The 16,398-nt window shown below is 70.7% G+C and carries 15 protein-coding genes, 1 tRNA gene and 1 other RNA gene; 13 read left to right on the top strand and 4 right to left on the bottom strand.

Annotation, left to right across the window (positions count from 1 at the left end):
• Window positions 1-94: 94 nt before the first annotated feature.
• Window positions 95-193: signal recognition particle sRNA small type (gene ffs / locus ACZ6K0_RS21350), an RNA gene on the bottom strand.
• A gap of 339 nt (window positions 194-532) precedes the next feature.
• On the opposite strand from ffs, the gene ACZ6K0_RS21345 reads away from it, so the two are divergent.
• The 3 genes from ACZ6K0_RS21345 to ACZ6K0_RS21335 all read left to right on the top strand — a co-directional run bounded on the left by ACZ6K0_RS21345 (window position 533) and on the right by ACZ6K0_RS21335 (window position 3,348).
• A tRNA-Ser gene (locus tag ACZ6K0_RS21345) sits at window positions 533-620 on the top strand.
• 196 nt (window positions 621-816) lie between these two features.
• On the top strand, window positions 817-2,931 hold the full coding sequence (locus ACZ6K0_RS21340; RefSeq protein ID WP_376398245.1) for an MMPL family transporter: 2,115 nt from the start codon (window positions 817-819) through the stop codon (window positions 2,929-2,931).
• A gap of 195 nt (window positions 2,932-3,126) precedes the next feature.
• The gene (locus ACZ6K0_RS21335) at window positions 3,127-3,348 is read left to right on the top strand and encodes a hypothetical protein (protein ID WP_376398242.1); all 222 of its coding nucleotides are present in this window, start codon (window positions 3,127-3,129) and stop codon (window positions 3,346-3,348) included.
• Window positions 3,349-3,446: 98 nt separating this feature from the next.
• Here the strand turns inward: ACZ6K0_RS21335 and ACZ6K0_RS21330 are convergent, their stop codons facing one another.
• Entirely contained in the window at window positions 3,447-4,040 is a 594-nt protein-coding gene (locus ACZ6K0_RS21330; RefSeq protein WP_469231402.1) for a hypothetical protein, read from the bottom strand.
• Window positions 4,041-4,323: 283 nt separating this feature from the next.
• On the opposite strand from ACZ6K0_RS21330, the gene ACZ6K0_RS21325 reads away from it, so the two are divergent.
• From ACZ6K0_RS21325 to ACZ6K0_RS21315, 3 genes are all read left to right on the top strand, one after another.
• Window positions 4,324-4,809, top strand: a complete 486-nt coding sequence (locus tag ACZ6K0_RS21325; protein WP_376398236.1) for a DUF1269 domain-containing protein — start codon at window positions 4,324-4,326, stop codon at window positions 4,807-4,809.
• Window positions 4,810-4,854: 45 nt separating this feature from the next.
• A complete protein-coding gene (locus ACZ6K0_RS21320) occupies window positions 4,855-5,532 on the top strand; it encodes a GAP family protein (protein ID WP_376398233.1) in 678 nt (225 codons plus the stop codon).
• A gap of 134 nt (window positions 5,533-5,666) precedes the next feature.
• Window positions 5,667-7,295 (top strand): SulP family inorganic anion transporter, encoded by a 1,629-nt coding sequence (locus tag ACZ6K0_RS21315; protein WP_469231400.1) that lies wholly within the window; start codon window positions 5,667-5,669, stop codon window positions 7,293-7,295.
• Between the two features lie 7 nt (window positions 7,296-7,302).
• On the opposite strand, the gene ACZ6K0_RS21310 is transcribed toward ACZ6K0_RS21315, so the two are convergent.
• Window positions 7,303-8,322, bottom strand: a complete 1,020-nt coding sequence (locus tag ACZ6K0_RS21310) for an AraC family transcriptional regulator (RefSeq protein WP_469231399.1) — start codon at window positions 8,320-8,322, stop codon at window positions 7,303-7,305.
• 85 nt (window positions 8,323-8,407) lie between these two features.
• Here ACZ6K0_RS21310 and ACZ6K0_RS21305 point away from each other — a divergent pair, with 85 nt between their 5' ends.
• From ACZ6K0_RS21305 to ACZ6K0_RS21285, 5 genes are all read left to right on the top strand, one after another.
• On the top strand, window positions 8,408-9,394 hold the full coding sequence (locus ACZ6K0_RS21305) for an NADP-dependent oxidoreductase (protein WP_469231397.1): 987 nt from the start codon (window positions 8,408-8,410) through the stop codon (window positions 9,392-9,394).
• 100 nt (window positions 9,395-9,494) lie between these two features.
• The gene (locus ACZ6K0_RS21300) at window positions 9,495-9,902 is read left to right on the top strand and encodes a hypothetical protein (protein ID WP_469231395.1); all 408 of its coding nucleotides are present in this window, start codon (window positions 9,495-9,497) and stop codon (window positions 9,900-9,902) included.
• A 57-nt stretch (window positions 9,903-9,959) separates the two neighbouring features.
• On the top strand, window positions 9,960-10,634 hold the full coding sequence (locus ACZ6K0_RS21295) for an ABC transporter ATP-binding protein (protein WP_469231393.1): 675 nt from the start codon (window positions 9,960-9,962) through the stop codon (window positions 10,632-10,634).
• Window positions 10,635-10,702: 68 nt separating this feature from the next.
• Entirely contained in the window at window positions 10,703-12,883 is a 2,181-nt protein-coding gene (locus ACZ6K0_RS21290) for an ABC transporter permease family protein (RefSeq protein ID WP_469231391.1), read from the top strand.
• 79 nt (window positions 12,884-12,962) lie between these two features.
• Window positions 12,963-13,172: a DUF4287 domain-containing protein gene (locus ACZ6K0_RS21285; protein ID WP_376398214.1), complete on the top strand. Its 210-nt coding sequence runs from the start codon at window positions 12,963-12,965 to the stop codon at window positions 13,170-13,172.
• Between the two features lie 6 nt (window positions 13,173-13,178).
• Here ACZ6K0_RS21285 and ACZ6K0_RS21280 read toward each other — a convergent pair whose 3' ends face one another.
• Window positions 13,179-14,399 (bottom strand): MFS transporter, encoded by a 1,221-nt coding sequence (locus ACZ6K0_RS21280; RefSeq protein WP_376398211.1) that lies wholly within the window; start codon window positions 14,397-14,399, stop codon window positions 13,179-13,181.
• A 103-nt stretch (window positions 14,400-14,502) separates the two neighbouring features.
• Between ACZ6K0_RS21280 and ACZ6K0_RS21275 the strand changes: the two genes are divergently transcribed.
• Window positions 14,503-15,489, top strand: a complete 987-nt coding sequence (locus ACZ6K0_RS21275; protein ID WP_376398208.1) for an ArsR/SmtB family transcription factor — start codon at window positions 14,503-14,505, stop codon at window positions 15,487-15,489.
• A 14-nt stretch (window positions 15,490-15,503) separates the two neighbouring features.
• A complete protein-coding gene (locus ACZ6K0_RS21270) occupies window positions 15,504-16,334 on the top strand; it encodes an alpha/beta fold hydrolase (RefSeq protein WP_376398206.1) in 831 nt (276 codons plus the stop codon).
• Window positions 16,335-16,398: the final 64 nt, after the last annotated feature.

Below are 16,398 nucleotides of genomic sequence, written 5' to 3'. Positions count from 1 at the left end.
GTTATAGGCGCCCACCGACAACCCGGGAAAAACCACCGGGCGGACCTCTCGCCGCCGCCGCGTTCCGCACCCGGCGGAATCCACCCCGCCCGGGAACGCAAGCGCCCCCCACGCACCCGCCAGAGCCAACCTACCCTTGCTGCCTTCCGGCCCTGGGGGAGTTCAGTCAGATAGCGCCGCGTGAGGGGCTCCGCCCAGCGTACCCGATCCCGGGAGCCCCCCGACCCACCCCCCGTCACACACCCTCTCCGCCCCGCGCGGACCCCCTTCGAACACGCTCACGCACACACCCAGGCGCACGCTCACGCACCCACCCTGGCGCGCACCCAGGCGCACGATCAGGCGAGCCCCGTACGACCTCCGCCTGGCCTCCGCCGACCTCGGCCCGACCTCCGCCTGGCCTCGGCCCGACCTCCGCCTGGCCTCCGCCGCCCTCCGCCTGACCTCCCCCTGACCTCCGTACGACCCCCTCGCACCCCCTTGATCGAATCGAGTTCGCGAGCACCCTCCTCGGTCATGTAATGTTCCGACCGGAGGATTCGCCTAGTGGCCTAGGGCGCACGCTTGGAAAGCGTGTTGGGGGCAACCCCTCACGAGTTCGAATCTCGTATCCTCCGCCAGTGCCCCACCAGGCACACGAAGACCCCGACCGGGAAACCGGTCGGGGTCTTCTGCGTTCCGTGTTCCGTCACCCCAGTTCGCGTCCTCCGGTGAGGCGTGGGTCACATTCCGGCCACGGACCTCACATTTCTGGTCCCTGCATCGCTCGTAGTGCGGAATGCGTCCGCGACGCGAGCCCACGGTGGAGGAATCGACATGATGCGAAGACTGGCTGCGTTGCCCGGCGGAAGAGTGGGGAAGTGGGTCGTCCTCGCGCTCTGGGCGGTCCTGCTGATCCCCGTCCTGATGCTGGCCGGACAGCTCGGCGACGTCGAGGAGAACGACAATTCGGCCTGGCTGCCCGGTAACGCGGAGTCGACCAAGGTCGTCGAACGGGCCGAGAAGTTCCAGCGTGCCGACACCGTGCCCGCGATCGTGGTCTACGACCGGCCCGAGGGCGTCACCGCTGCCGACATGGCCGAGGCCCGAGCCGACGCCGAAGCCTTCAAGGGCATCGACAACGTCGTGGGGCAGCCCCAGGGACCGTTCAAGGCCCAGGACGGCAAGGCCATCCAGACCGTGGTCCAGCTCCACAAGGACAAGACGGGCTGGGAAGGGATCGGCAAGACCGTCGACGCGATGACCGAGGTCGGCGAGGAGAACGCCGACGGTCTCGGCTTCCACGTCACCGGACCGGGCGGATACGCGTCCGACTCGATCAAGGCGTTCAGCGGAGGGGGCGCCCTGACCACGATCACCGCGCTGGTGGTCGTCGTGATGCTGCTGCTCACCTACCGCAGCCCGTTGCTGCCCCTGCTGCCCCTGCTGACCGCGGGCGTCGCCCTGGTCACGTCGGAGGCGGTGATCTACCTGCTGGCGAAGAACGCCGGGCTCGTCGTCAACAAGCAGACCAGTTTCATCCTGACGGTGCTGGTGTTCGGCGCCGCCACCGACTACGCGCTCCTGCTCATCTCCCGCTACCGGGAAGAGCTGCTGCGGCACGAGGACCGGCACGAGGCGATGGCCGAGGCCCTGTACCGCTCCGGTCCCGCGATCATCGCCAGCGCCGCGACCGTCGCGGTCAGCCTGATGCTGCTGATGCTGGCCACGCTCAGCTCCACCCAGGGCCTCGGGCCGGCCTGCGCCGTCGGCGTCCTCGTCGGGCTGCTCGCCATGGTCACCCTGATGCCGGCCCTGCTGGTCATCTGCGGCCGCTGGATCTTCTGGCCGGCGAAGCCGTCGTACGGATCGGCCGAGGCGGTCAGGGAAGGCATCTGGAACCGGGTCGGCACCGCCGTCTCCCGCCGGCCGCGGATCGTGTGGATCGGCACCACGCTCGTCCTCGGCGCCATGGCGCTCGGGATGCTCGGGCTCAAGGCCGAGGGACTGTCCAACAAGGACCAGTTCACCGGCACACCTCAGATGGCCGTCGGCGAGAGGATCCAGTCCGAGCACTTCCCGGCCGGGTCGGGCGACCCCGTCGTCGTCGTGGCCAGGGCCGCCTCGGCGGAGCAGGTGAGGGCCGCGCTGTCCGGCGTACCGGGAGTCGTCGGTGTCTCGACGCCGATGGCGGCCAAGGACGGCGAGGTCATCATGCTCGGGGAACTCAAGGACGACCCCAGCGGCAAGGCCGCGATCCGCACCGTCGAGCAGGTCAGAAGCGCGGTCCACACGATCGAGGGCGCGGACGCCCAGGTCGGCGGCAGCACGGCGATCATGCTGGACACGCAGGAAGCGGCCGCCCGCGACTCCAAGGTGATCATCCCCATCGTGCTGGTGGTGGTGCTCCTCATCCTCGCGCTGCTGCTGCGGGCGATCGTCGCGCCGCTGCTGCTCATGGCGACGGTGGTGCTGTCGTTCGGGGCGGCCCTCGGCGTGAGCAGCCTGGTGTTCGAGCACGTCTTCGGCTTCGCCGGCGCGGAAGCCTCCTTCCCGCTCCTGACCTTCGTGTTCCTGGTCGCCCTGGGCATCGACTACAACATCTTCCTGGTCACCCGGGTGCGTGAAGTGGCGCTGCTGCACGGCACCCGGCGCGGCGCGCTGCTGGGCCTGTCCACCACCGGGGGTGTGATCACCTCGGCGGGTCTGGTGCTGGCCGGCACCTTCGCGGCGATGGCCTCGCTGCCGCTGGTGTTCGCGGCCGAGCTCGGGTTCGCGGTGGCGTTCGGCGTACTGCTTGACACCATGATCGTCCGCTCGGTGCTGGTCACCGCGCTGACCCTGGACGTGGGTCGGTGGATGTGGTGGCCGAGCAAGCTGTTCCGGCACCACGAGGCCCCCGGGGCGCCGGCGGGCAGGCCCGACCCCGAACCCGCCCTCACGCGCATGTGACGAGCAGCTCAGAGGGCTGGATCGCGTAGGCGTTCCGGCCCCCTGAGCGGCGCTCTGGCGGTGCTCAGGGGGTGTTCTGGCGGTGTTCTGGCGCTCCTCTGGCGGTCCCCCGTCGGGGGTTCGACCCCGGCTTCCGTCGTATTCGTCGGCGGACGACCACCGCACAGGGCCGTTCGCGGGCGCATACTGGTCGCAATGACAAAGCCAGCTGCACCGAAGCGCTACTTGCCGACCAGTCCCTTCAAGGCCCCGGTCGCCCCGCCGCCCAAGGAGTTCGCCGTGGGCGACCAGGTGACACACGACATGTACGGCCTCGGCCGAGTGATCGGCATCGAGGACGGAGTCGCCGCACTTGTCGACTTCGGCTCGGTGCAAGAGCGGATCCTGAGCCCGTACTCCAAGATGAGCAAGCTGTAGGACCGCTGTGTCGGCCACGGCACGGCAGCCCCAGAGGGCCGGACCGCATCAAGCGGCCCGGCCCTCTGGCATTCCCGGAGCGGGAGCGTCCTGCGGGGCTACACGGGGCAGGGGCGGTATTCGAGGCTGAGCTCGCGGTCGACGGCGTAGCTCGTACGCATCGAGGCGTCGATGACCTGCTGCCACGAACCGTACTTGGCGTACAGCTGATCCGCGTTCGGGCCGAGCGGGTTTCCGTACTTGGCGAGGTTCCGCTCCTCCAGGATGCGGACCTCCTCCGGGCTCATGCCCGCGCGGGTGATCTCCTTCGCCTGGTTCCGCATGTCGACGAGCTCCCGGGCGATCTCCTCGTCGGTGAAGCCCGCCTCGCGCATGTTCGCCTCGGTACGGTGCATGTCCTCCAGGAGCCCGTGGTACCGCATCCGCGTCCGCTGGGCCTCGACCTTCTCGTCCATCGGCAGGACGCGGATCCGGCACACGACCGGGTCGGTGCTGGGACAGGGGTCGTCGGCGGAGACGGGCCGCGCGAGCGGGGCCGTGATGACCGATCCGCACGACTCCGCCGCCGTGACCACGGACGTGCCGGCCGTGCCGAGGAGCGCGACCGCGGCCACGAACGGGAGCAGTGCGCGGCGCAGGCGGCGAGAGGCAAGGGGAGGAGAGGGCGCAGGGGAGAGGGAGGGAAGGTGCATGCGCGCCACCCTGGCCAGGGCGCGGCGCCCCTTCACGCAGGCGCACCGATGATCACCCCTACGGGGACCCGGTTCCTTGGCCGTCCTTGGTCGCCCGTGGTCACCCGTGGTCGCCCTTGACTGTCCTTGGTCGTCCTTGGCCGTCCTTGGCCGTCCTTGGCCGTCCTTGGCCTACCGCCTCGCACACCTCACCCATATGTCCGAGATGCGCCATTCGTGATCACCGCATTTACTAGGGCTACCTGTTGCCGAGCGCCGTTGGGCGAGCTTCTGGAGGCTGGACGTGGCCACGTTGACCGTGTGGAAATTCGATGCACCCGAGGGTGCCGGGGCCGTGGAGGACACCCTGCTCCAGCTGCAGAAGCAGGAGCTGATCAAGGTCATCGACGCAGCCACCGTCAGCTGGCCGGAGGAGGCGAGCAAGCCGAAGACGAAGCAGCTCAACAACCTCACCGGCGCCGGCGCGCTCTCCGGCACCTTCTGGGGCATGCTCTTCGGCCTCCTCTTCTTCATGCCGCTCCTCGGCGCGGCGGTCGGCGCGGCCGCCGGTGCGCTCGGCGGCAAGATGGCCGACGTCGGCATCGACGACGACTTCATCGACTCGGTCAAGTCGAAGGTGACACCGGGTAGTTCAGCGCTCTTCCTGCTGTCCGCCGACGCCGTCGTCGACCGCGTGAAGGACGCCTTCCCGAACGGCCACGCCGAGCTGATCCAGTCCAACCTGGACAGCGAGAAGGAAGCCAAGCTCCGCGAAGTCTTCGCGAACTGACCCGAGTTCGCAGAACCACGACAGAGGAAAGCGGGGCTGATCCCCATGGGCGACGCTGTCGGACAGATGCTGACCTCGGCCGTCGGCATCGCCATCAGCCCCGTCCCTCTCATCGCGGTCATCCTGATGCTGGCGACCCCGCGCGGGCGCGGCAACGGCATCGCGTTCACGGCGAGTTGGATGGTCTCGCTCGCCGTCATCGTGACCGCCGTCGTCCTGCTCGGTTCGGGCGCGGGCGCCTCCGGTGACGACGGGCCCGCCGACTGGACGCTGTGGCTCAAGCTCGGGCTCGGCGTCCTGTTCCTCCTCATGGGCGCCAAGCAGTGGAAGGACCGTCCGCGGGAGGGGCAGGAGCCCGAGCCGCCGGGCTGGATGAAGGCGATCGACCGGTTCACGCCCGGCAAGGCGGCAGGCCTCGCCGCGGCCCTCGTGGTCGCCAACCCGAAGAACCTGGTCCTGGCGATCGGCGGCGCCGTCTCCATCGCCGGCAGCGGCGCCTCGGCCGGCGGCAAGACCGTCGCCGCCGTCCTGATGGTGCTGATCGCCTCCCTCTGCGCCCTGGCACCGCTCGCCGTCTACCTGCTCGGCGGCGAGCGGTCCGCGCAGACCCTCGGCGGCTGGAAGATCTGGATGTCCCGGCACAACGCGGCGATCATGATGGTGGTGCTCGTGGTCCTCGGGGCGAAGTACGTCGGCGACGCGATCAGCGGACTGGCGGGATGACCCGAGGGGGGCGGAGCCGCCGTACATCGGGGCGGAGCCGTAAGACCGTGTGGACGGGGCAGGCGGGGCGGCGGCCAGGGCGGGGGTTCGGCCGGCGCCTCGGTCGGCGCCTCGGACGGCCCCAGCCCGCCGACGTGGGATCCGGCCTCGTCACCGGCCTCTTCTCCATCCCCGAGGGCATGGCGTACGCCGCCATCGCCGGTTTCAACCCGGTCGCCGGTCTCTACGCCGGTGTCGTCCCCGCGATCGTCGGCTCCGTCACCGCCCGCACCGTCCTCATGGTCACCACCCTGACCAGCGCCATCGCCCTCACCTCCCAGAGCGTCCTGTCCGACGCGGGTCTCGACGCGAAGGACCCCGGCAACATCGCGACCCTCACGCTCCTCGCCGGGCTCGTCATGCTCCTGATGGGCGTGCTGCGGCTCGGGGCGGTGATGAGCTTCGTCTCGAACGCCGTCATGACCGGCTTCTCCACCGGCATCGCCCTCCAGATCGTCACCGGCGTACTGAAGGACGCCACCGGCTACAAGCCGCAGGGCCACAACCGGCTCTATCAACTCGGCGACTGGCTCGCCCACATCGGCGACTGGGCGCTCGACGCGACCCTCGTCGCCGTCGCCACGATCGCCGTCTGGGCCGTGACCCGGCGCGTGAAACGCCTCGAACCCGTCGCCCTGCTCGTCGCGATGGTCCTGGCGAGCGTCGCCGTGGCCGTTCTCGGGACGGACGTGGAACTCGTCCGGGACATCGCCCACATCCCGGCCTCACTGCCCGGCTTCTCCGCGCCCGACCTCTCCGTCGTCCCCGAGCTGCTCGGCGGCTCGGTCGCCGTCGCCCTCGTCGCCCTCGCCCAGGCCGCGAGCATCGGCCCCTCCGTACCCAACCCGGACGGCTCCCGCTCCTCCTCCGTCAACGGCGACTTCGCCGCCCAGGGCCTGGCCAACCTCGCCGGCGGCTTCTTCCAGTCGCTGCCCGCGGGCGGCTCCCTCTCCCGTACGGGCGTCGCCGTCTCCGCCGGGGCCCGCACCCGCTGGGCCGGCATCTTCTCCGGCATCCTGCTCGCCGTCATCGTCCTGATCTGCGCCCCGCTCGCCGAACGCATCCCGATGCCCGTGATCGGCGGGCTGATCCTCGTCGTCGGCGGCGAACTGATCTGGGGGAAGCGGGGCGACATCCTGCTGGTGCTCCGCACCTCGCGCCTGTCGTCGGCGGCGATGATCCTGACGTTCCTCGCCACCACCCAACTCCCGCTCCAGCAGGCCATCGTGCTCGGCGCGGTCCTCTCCCTCCTCCTCTACTGCGCCCAGGCCGCCCGCCGCGCCCGTCTCGTCGCCTTCGTACGCGACGAGGAGGGCGGCTGGCGCACGGCCGAGCCGCCGAAACGCCTCACCGCGGGCGAGACCACCGTCCTCTACTACGACGGCATCGGCTTCTTCGCCGAACTCCCCCACATCGAGGACACCTTGCCGCGCCCGGACGACGCTCCGGGCGCCGTGCTCGTCCTCGTCATGCGGGGCGTTCCGGACGTGCCGTCCTCGACCGTCGTCAAGCTCCTCCGCCGCTACGTGACGGAGCTCCAACGGCACGGCGGCCGCCTCGTCATCGCGGGCGCGGAACCCGGTCTCGTCCGCACCCTCAAGGCCACGGGACTCGACCGCGACCTCGGCCCCGGCGGCATCATCCCGGCCGAGGGCACGCTCTTCGCGCCGCTGGACCGGGCGCTGGCGGAGGCGGCGCGCGGACGGCAGGACCAGGGAGCCTGACCTCCGGCTACCCGCCGGAGGTGGCGGTACGGCTGGCGGTACGGCCGGCGGTGCGGCGGGTGGTGCGCCGGTAGCCGCCGGGGGCCGAGCCGTGGACGCGCTTGAAGGCCGCCGAGAAGGCGAACTCCGTTCCGTAACCGACCTGTTCGGCGACGGCACGGAGCGGGGCGTCCGTCGTCCGGAGCAGCCGCTCGGCGAGGGTCATGCGCCACCAGGTGAGGTACGCGAGGGGCGGCCGCCCGACGAGCGCGGCGAACCGGCGGGCGAACGGGGCCCGCGAGAGACCCGCCTCCGCCGCGAGGCGCTCCACCGTCCAGGGCGCGTCGGGCGACCGGTGCATCGCGTGCAGCGCGGCCGTGACCGCCGGATCCCCGAGCGCGGCGGCCCAGCCGGAGGCGCCGGGCCCCGCCGCGGCCGCCTGCTCGGCGAACCAGATGCGCAGGATGTAGAGGAGCAGGGTGTCCAGGAGGGCGGGCACGGCGGCGTCCGTGCCGAGCCCGGGCCGCCGCAGCTCGGCGGCGAGCAGCGTGACGGCCGCGGCCAGCTCGGGGGCGCGACCGGACCGGGCGGCCGGCAGGTGGATCAGGTCGGGCAGGCCGTGCAGCAGGGGGTGCGTACGGGCAGGGTCGAGCTGGTACGTGCCGCAGAGCAGCGCGGTGACGGGGCCGCCGCGGCCGGTCGGGTCGACGCGGTCGGACACGTAGGGGGAGGCCGAGAGGGTGGGGGCGCAGTCCTCGCCGGGGCCGCTGAGCGTCGGCTCGTGGTGCGCGTCCCCGGAGGCGGGGCAGTCGGCGAGGAGGTGCCCGGTGCCGTGCGGAAGGAACACGACGTCTCCGGCGGCCAGTTCGAGGTCACCGGCGCCGGCGCCGGGCGAGCGCAGGACGCAGGTGCCCTCCAGGACCACCTGGAACCCCGCCGATCCCGGCACGGAGGCGAAACGCTGCGCCCAGGGCGCGTGCCAGCGGACGGAGGCGGACCGGGGGCGGCCGGTCCGCATCACGGCGATCACATCGCTGAGGACGTCCATGGAGGGGAGCCTAGCGAGACGGCTGCGTATGAAGAAGGGACACAGACACATGGATCGTCTCTCTCGACGCTCCTAGATTCACCCCATGACGACATCAAGATCACCCCAGAGCCCGCGCCTGCCTCTGTCGATGAAGGCCGCCCGGATCCATCAGTACGGCGACGCCTCGGCAATCCGTTACGAGGACGTCCCCTTGCCCGTCCCGGCCGCCGGCGAGGTGCTCGTACGGGTCGCGGCGACCTCGTTCAACCCGACCGAGACGGCCCTGCGGGCGGGCCTGCTGCACGGCTTCCTGCCGGTGGACCTGCCGTTCACGCTCGGCTGGGACGTGGCGGGAGTCGTCGCCGAAGTGGGGCCGGGAGTACGGGACTTCGCGATCGGCGACCGGGTCGTGGGCCGACTCGACGGCGGGGCCGGGGCCGCGTACGTGGCGGCGCCGGCGAGGCTGCTGGCCGCCGCGCCGACCTCCGTACCACTCGCACACGCCGCCGCGCTGCCCGTCGCCGGCCTCACGGCATGGCAGGCGGCCTTCGAGCACGGGCGGGTGAAGGAGGGACAGCGGGTCCTCGTGAACGGCGCGGGCGGCGGAGTCGGCGGCTTCGCCACCCAACTGGCGGCCCACGCGGGCGCGGACGTCACTGCCACGGCGAGCGCCAGGAGCGCGGCGGCGGTGCGGCGGCAGGGGGCGCGACGGATCCTCGACTACACGACGACCCCGCTCGCGGAGGGCCTGCCGTCCCCGGTCGACCTGCTGCTGAACCTGGTCCCCGTCACGACGGAAGAGGCGGCGAGACTGCCCGCCCTCGTGCGCCCGGGCGGCCACATCGTCTCGATAGCGACACCCATACCGCCGGACCCGGTCCGGTCGGTGACGTCCCAGCACATGGTGGCCAGGAACGACGTGAGCCAACTGGAGGAACTGATCGCGCTGGTGGACGGGGGTGCGGTGACCGTGGACATCACGGAGACGCGACCGCTGGAGGAGCTGGCGGACGTCCACAGGTCGAGCGAGAGCGGGGGCGTACGGGGGAAGGTGCTCCTGGTGCCGGGAGGGGACTCGTTCACCGGATAGGGGGGTGCTGGGAGGGAGGGACGTTCCTGCGGCCACCGGTGTGTAGTGATGCCGATACTTTCTGTGATGACCAGTCGGTTCGACCAGACAGGGGTTATCGATGCGGAAGTTGGCGACTGCGGTGGTGGCTGCGGGGCTGTTCTTTGGGGGGATGGGGGTGGCGGTGGCGGACTCAGAGCACCCGCTGCTCATCACCGACCCAGGTGTTGTGTTCGCCGGCACGTACCAGTGGCAGCCCACGAGCAAGGTGCCGAGCGGACTTCACGTGAAGGGCGAGCTGAGGGACGACGACCACGATGACGGCCACAACGTCTACCTCCGCTCTCGAGTTGAGGGCTATCCGTGGGGCCGCTTCACAGGCACTCAGAAGAAGAGCGTCAAGGTCGACAAGGTCTTCTTCGACGGCGCGGTTCTGAAGACAAAGGAAGTCCGGCTGCAGGTGTGCCGCGACCGTGGCTCCTTGCGGCCGGACAACTGCTCCCCAGAGCGGCTGTTCTCGCGGCGATAGTCGACGGTTCTGGGAGCCGCCTCTGTGCGGCTCCCAATCTGTAGGGAGCACACCACGATGGACGTCATCCTCCGCGCCGAGGGCGTGGATCTTTCATACGGCACACATCAGGCCGTCAGCGGTGCCGACTTCACGCTCAAGCGCGGCGAGGTAGCCGCCATCATGGGCAGCAGCGGGTCAGGGAAGTCGTCTCTGCTGTACTGCCTCGCGGGGGTTCTTCCTCCCTCCAACGGAACGGTGACCTTCGACGGGGTCCAGCTCTCGTCTCTCCCCGACGGGGAGCTGAGCGCCCTGCGCCGTACTCGCTTGGGGTTCGTCTTCCAGTACGGGGAGTTGTTGCCCGAGCTGACCGTGGAGGAGAACGCTGCGCTTCCCCTCCGGCTTGCCGGGATCAGTAAGACGCATGCTCATGCGATGGCCGGCCAAGTACTCGGACGGCTGGGGATGAGCGACCTGCTCCGGCGAAGGACTTCAAAGCTGTCGGGTGGCCAGAGTCAGCGCGTGGCGGTTGCACGGGCTCTTGTTCACCGGCCGGACGTGGTGTTCGCGGACGAGCCGACCGGGGCCCTGGACAGCGCCAACGCGGCTGCCGTGTTGGAGGAGTTCCTCCAACTGGCGCGGAGACAGAAGACGGCCGTGGTCATCGTCACGCACGACGCCGACGTAGCTGGAAAGGCGGACACGCAGTACACAATGTCGGACGGTCTGCTGACTCAGCGGGTGACGGTGTGAACGCGTTTCTCCTCGGTCTCCGCCTACTTCATGGCAGTGGACGCAGGGGGCGGGCTCGGTTCCTCCTGATGGCACTCGGATCTGCGCTCGGGGTGGCCTGTCTTGCCGCAGTACTCACCATCCCGTCGATTCTCACCGCTCATGACGCTCGCACGGCTGCCCGGGAGCCACGGCCCGGCGATAGCAACTCCGAATATCGCGAGTTTCGGGACCCGTACGGGTCGCAGCCACTTCATCGGGTCTTCGTCGCGCGCACAAAACCCGGGCCGACACCGGTGCCACCAGGTATCGACAAGCTTCCCGAGGCCGGGGAGGCGATCGTTTCTCCGAGGCTGGTTGAGATCCTGGCAGCCAATCCGCAGGCGGCAGGTCTTGTCCCTGGGCGCGTAATCGGCACCATCGCGCCAGAGGGATTGGGCGACTCGGACGATCTGTATGCCTATATCGGCACCACTTCAGCCGAGCTAATCGGAGCAGAGCAACTGGGCAGCTTCGGCACCGGTCGGTCGTGGCGGCAGATCGTCGACCCATCCACACTCGACATCTTGCGGTTCACCCTCGGGTGCATCGTGCTGCTCCCCCTCGTCATCTTTCTCTCCGTCTGCGCTCGCCTCTCCGGCGAATCCAGGGCCCGTCGGCTCGCTACCCTCCGGCTCGTCGGGCTCAGTGTGAAGGACACCCTCCGCGTCAATGCTGGAGAGAGCGTGGTTGCCGCCTTCGTTGGGGCCACACTCGGAGTCGTCGGGTATCTCGGGGTCAACGAGGTCATGGCGCGGGTCGGGTTGCCGGGACTGCGGTGGTATCCGGCTGACGGGCGGCCCGGGGCATCGACGATTGCCGTGTGTCTGCTCGGGTGTCCAGCGCTCGCTTGGGTCGTGGGGCAGTTCAGTGCGCGACGGGCAGCCCTGTCGCCAATCAGCGTCCGGCGGACCGGGGAGCGTAAGCCGCCAAGGATGTACGGCGCCTTGCTGCTGATCCCGGGGCTCGGGGTCATCGGCGGGTACTGCGTACTCAGTGTGATGGGTCGGGATCCATCCGGGGGTTCCGCCAGTTCCGTGCTCGTGCCCGGTGCCGTGTTGCTGACCGGCGCCGGGCTCGTCTTCGGTCTGGCACCGATCACGGCATGGCTCGCACGACAGATGGCCGGGATGTCGAAGTCACTGCCGGTGGCGTTGGCGATGCGGCGTATGGAGGTCGACCCCGGCTCCTCGCTGCGGGTCGCCACCGGGCTCGTCCTGCTCGTGTTCGGGGCCTCGCTCACGCAGGGTGTGCTCGTCGAACTGGACCAGGTCAGTCGACGGACGGCTCCCGTTCAGGAGTACAAGATCAGTCTCGGCGAACTGAATGCCAAGCAAAGGCACCAGCTCACACAAGTCCCTGACGTGCGGATGCAGGTGGCCTCGTACACCTCATGGGATCCGCTGGACGGCAACCTACGACAGCGCGTCGATCTATTGGTCGCCACTTGCGCCCAGCTCACCGGAGCGACTCAGTGGGCTAGAGGCTGTGTGGACGGAAGGGTCATGCAGTTGCACGACACCAACTCTGCTTACCCGGAGGACCCTCAGCCTGGTGACCGGTTCCCCTTCGAGACGCGTGACGGCCGAAGGATCGTTATCACCGTTCCTCCCGAGCGGATCGGCATGAGGCCGTACCAACCGTCCGTCTTCCACACGAGCGCCCTGCTCGTACCGCCCTCCCTCGTCCCTCCGAACCTGGCAGACGCGGCCGGCACCCTCACCCTCGTCAGTGATTCCGACCCCGCCACCATCCGTTCCGTTCTCGACGGTGTCGGGGCCATCGCGCCCACCGCGGCCGTCGAGCCCGTCGGGATTGTGATCGATTCGCTCGCGCAGCTTGCCGTGATTCGGAGTCTGTTGGCCGTCGGGATGGTGTTGGGGCTGGTCATCGGGGTCGCCGCGTTTGTCGTGTCCGTGGCCGATCGGGCCATGGAGCGGCGGGGGCAGGTGACCGCGCTCGCCTTGTTGGGGGCTCGGGCCGGGACCTTGCGGGTGGTGCAGGTCGTGCAGGTGGTGTTGCCGTTGGGCGTGGGGTTGGGGGCGGCGATCGTCACCGGGTGGCTGGCCGAGTCCAGTTATCTGATCACCGGGGGTGGAGCCGTTCACTGGGACTGGGAGGGGCTGCCGCTGCTCTTCGTCTGTGCCCTGGGCGTGCTGCTCGCCGCCGCTCTCGCCTCCGTGCCCATGGTCCGGCGGCACATCGATCCCGAACACATTCGGCGGGATTGATCTTGCGGTCGGCGATGAGTTCCGGGTGGGGTGGGAGTCATACGACCAGTTGCCCGCCCCACCCCACCAGGAGTTCATCGTGGCCGAGAACACGCCCAAGGGTCCCGCCAGCTACTTCCCCTCCATCGAGAAGAAGTACGGGCGCCCCATCTCCGAGTGGCAGGAGCTCATCCGTTCCTCGCCGCTCACCAAGCACATGGAGCTCGTTTCCTGGCTCAAGGCCGAGCACGGGCTCGGGCACGGGCACGCCACCGCTCTCGTCGTGCACACCCTGGCCGAGGGTAAGTAGGCGTCTTCAGGCCGCCAGTTCGTGGGCCGTGCGGCGGGCGACCCGGGGTGCCAGGGCCAGGGTCGCGACCGCGGCCGCCGTTCCCGCCACCAGCGCCGTCCACCACAGCGCGGCCGGGCCCAGGCTCGTGTACGCCGCGACGCCCACGGTGAGGGCCGCGAAGCGGGCCACTCCCCACGTCCAGCTGAAGGCGCCCTGGTAGCGGCCCCGGGCGTGCGCCGGGGCGAGGTTGGCGACGACGCCGGCGGCGATGCCGGCGACCACGACCTCGCCGAGCGACCAGACCACGACCGACACCGTGAAGCCGACGACCCCGTCCGCGAGGCCGGTGAGCGCGACGCCCGCCGCGATCAGGACACTGCCCGCGCACTGCACCGCCAGCTGCGGCAGCTTGGCCAGCCGGGCGGTCGCGAAGGGCTGGAGGGCGACCACCAGGACCGCGTTGACCGCCGCCATCGCCCCGTACACCGCCGGCGAGAGGCCGCTGTCGCGGACCGCCAGCGGAAGCGCGACCTCGGTCAGCGAGTACACGAAGAGCTGGATGCCGAAGAGCGGCAGGAGAAGCAGGGCCAGGCGGTCTCGGAGGACCACTCCGTAGCCGATTCCGTCCTTCTTCCCGGTCGTCGAGGGCGTCGCTCGGGTCGGGTCCTTCAGGCGCGTCGCCACCACCCCCGCGTACAGCAGCATCGAACCCGCGTCCACCGCGAACAGCAGCCAGTACCCGTGGGCGGCGAGGTAGCCGCCCAGGACGCCCGCGACGGCGGTGCCGATGTTCACGCCCCAGCCGAAGAGGGCGTACGCGCGCTGGCGGCGTTCGCTGTCGACCGCGTCGGCCAGCAGCGCGTACGCCGCCGGCGACACCGTGCTGCCCGCCGTGCTGATCAGCAGCGACGCCGCCGCCATCGTCCACACCCCCGGCGCCAGGAACAGCGCGCCCTGCGCCGCCGCCGCGCCGATCAGGCCGATCAGCATCGTCGTCCGGCGGCCGATGCGGTCGGCGAGGATGCCGCCGACGGCCGGGCCGATGAGGTTGCCCGCGCCGAGGGCGCCGAGGACGTACGAGGTGTCGGTGCCGGTCACTCCGCGCGAGGCGAGGAAGAAGACCAGGAACGGCGTGACGAGGTAGCCGAGGCGGTTGACGATCGTTCCGGCGAAGATCGTCCAGACGACGGGCGGGAGACCTCGGAAGGGGGAGGCCGAGGAGGAAGGCGAGGAGGTAGAGGGCATGGGGGGATCCTCTGGCCCTCGCCCCTCTGCCTCCAATGATTAAGCTCAGGACGAATCCATTCATCCGCAGTGCCGCCGTGACGACGAGGACGTGACTCACTCCATGGAATCCGGGCTCCGTTTCTCCGCCGCCGATCTCGCCCAGACCCGCTTCGCCGTCTCCCCCATGTGGGAGGTCGTCACCAGCTTCCGTCTCCTCGCCCGGCACCCCGACAGCACCGGCGCCTCCCCGCACCGCCGTTGGGCCGCCCAGGTCCGCCCCCGCCTCGTCCGGGCCGGACTCGACCGCGGCTGGCTCGCCGCCCTCGTCCCCGCCCACGGCTACCTCGCCGACTTCCTCAACCCCACCCCCACCGGCCCCTTCCCCACCCTCGACGCCGAGCTCGACGCCATCCGCCGCACCCCGCCCGAGCAGGTACGCGACGACCTCCGCCGACTCGCGGTCGAGGGCGGCGACGGGGCCCGGCGCCGGCTGCTGCACGAGGCCCCCGAGGCCGCCCTCCGCAAGGTCGCCGACGAGGTCGACACGTATTGGGAGATCGGACTCGCGCCCTACTGGGCCCGTATCCAGAAGCTCCTGGAGGCCGACGTCTTCCACCGGGCCCGCCAGGTCGCCGAGCACGGTTCGGCCCGGGTCCTGAGCGAACTCCACGAGACCGTACGGTGGGACGACGGCACCCTGCGACTCGTACGCCGCCACTGCTCGCTCACCCGCGACCAGGCCGGCTCCGGGCTGCTGCTCATCCCCTCCGCCTTCGCCTGGCCCAAGGTCCTCACCCGGTCCGTCCACCCCGATCCGCCCCAGCTCGCCTACCCCGCCCGGGGCATCGGCACCCTGTGGGAGCCCCGTACCACCGGCGCCACGGACGCCGTCGCCGCCGTCCTCGGCCGCTCCCGCACCCTGCTGCTCACCGAGCTCGACACCCCGGCCTCCACCACCCAGCTCGCCACCCACTGCGGCCTGTCCGCCGCCGGCGTCTCCCAGCACCTCATCGCCCTGCGGAACGCCGGCCTGGTCACCGCCCACCGCAGCGGGCGCTCCGTCCTCTACGCCAGGACCGCCGTCGCCGACCAGCTCCTCAACCCGTAGAGGAGGATGGGGGGATGGGTGATCATTCGCGTTTCCGCTGGTCCGAGCGTGTCGTCGTGGCGCGTGACGGGGTACGCCTGTCCTGTCGCGACTGGGGCGGTTCCGGGCCCGACGTGCTCCTCCTCCACGGGCTCGCCGGGCACGCCGGGGAGTGGGACGCGACCGCCCGCGCCCTGTGCGGCGCCGGCTACCGCGTCCTCGCCCTCGACCAGCGCGGCCACGGGAACAGCGAGCGGCGGCCCGCGGACGTCTCGCGCGCCGCGTACGTCGCCGACGTCATCGCCGTCGTGACCGAACTCGGGCTCCGGCAGCCCGCGTTGGTCGGGCAGTCCCTCGGCGGGCACACCGCGCTGCTCACCGCCGCCGCCCGCCCCGAGCTGCCGAGCGCCCTCGTCCTCGTCGAGGCCGGGCCCGGCGGGTCGAACCCCGGCGTGCAGGACGCCATCGGCGCGTGGTTCGCCGCCTGGCCCGTGCCCTTCCCCACCCGAGAGGCGGCCGTCGCGTACCTCGGCGGCGGGAAGCGGCCCGTCGGCGAAGGGTGGGCTAGCGGTCTCGACGAGCGCGCCGACGGGCTCTGGCCGCGCTTCGACACCGACATCATGGTCCGGTCCCTCGACGACAACGCCACCCGCGCCTTCTGGGACGAGTGGGCGGCGATCACCTGCCCCACCCTCGCCGTCCTCGGACAGGGCGAACAGGACGGGATCATCGGCGACGAGGAGTACGCCGAGATGGTCCGGCTCCGGCCCGGCCTGCACGGGGTCGGCGTGCCCGGCGCCGGACACGACGTCCATCTGGAGCGGCCCGAGGTCCTGCACTCGCTGCTGACGGAGTTCCTGGGCTGACCGGGTCTGCCGGGCCGCCCCGGCCTGCCCGGTCGGCCTGGCCTGCCCCATCGGCCCGACCTGC

It is taken from the genome of Streptomyces sp. NPDC042346, from assembly GCF_055581845.1.
This window is presented reverse-complemented; position numbering and strand designations above follow the sequence as displayed.